At 51.0% G+C, this 437-nt stretch carries 1 protein-coding gene; it reads right to left on the bottom strand.

The genetic code is table 11. The annotated features are described in order from the left end of the window. The coding region (locus DKW60_RS24370; protein WP_181389767.1) for a transglutaminase family protein at positions 1–437 on the bottom strand (437 nt) is incomplete at both ends.

A 437-nucleotide genomic window follows, 5' to 3' on the forward strand; every position in this document is an offset into this window, starting at 1 on the left:
AACAAACCTTGCATCAGACTCATACGAGCATGCGGAGGCATTTCAAAGCCACGGAATTCTAAAATTCCCTGACGACCCGATGCTGAGTCCGGCGAGTACATCTTATCAATACAGAACTCAGAACGGTGCGTATTACCGGTCAGATCCGTCAACAAATGACGCAGCAAACGATCCGCTAACCAAGGCTGATCCGTCTCACCCTTTGGCATTTGCGAGAAGGCAATATCCAGCTCATAAAGCTTTTCATCACGCCCTTCATCCACCCGTGGTGCCTGACTGGTCGGGCCAATAAACAAGCCGGAAAACAGATAAGACAGTGCCGGATGATGCTGCCAGTACGTAATCAGACTTTGCAGTAATTCAGGTCTGCGCAGGAAGGGACTATCCGTTGGTTGCGCCGCACCCAAGGTCACGTGATTACCTCCACCAGTTCCGGT

The sequence above is a fragment of the Leucothrix pacifica genome (assembly GCF_003172875.1).
In the GTDB taxonomy this organism is placed as follows: domain Bacteria; phylum Pseudomonadota; class Gammaproteobacteria; order Thiotrichales; family Thiotrichaceae; genus Leucothrix; species Leucothrix pacifica.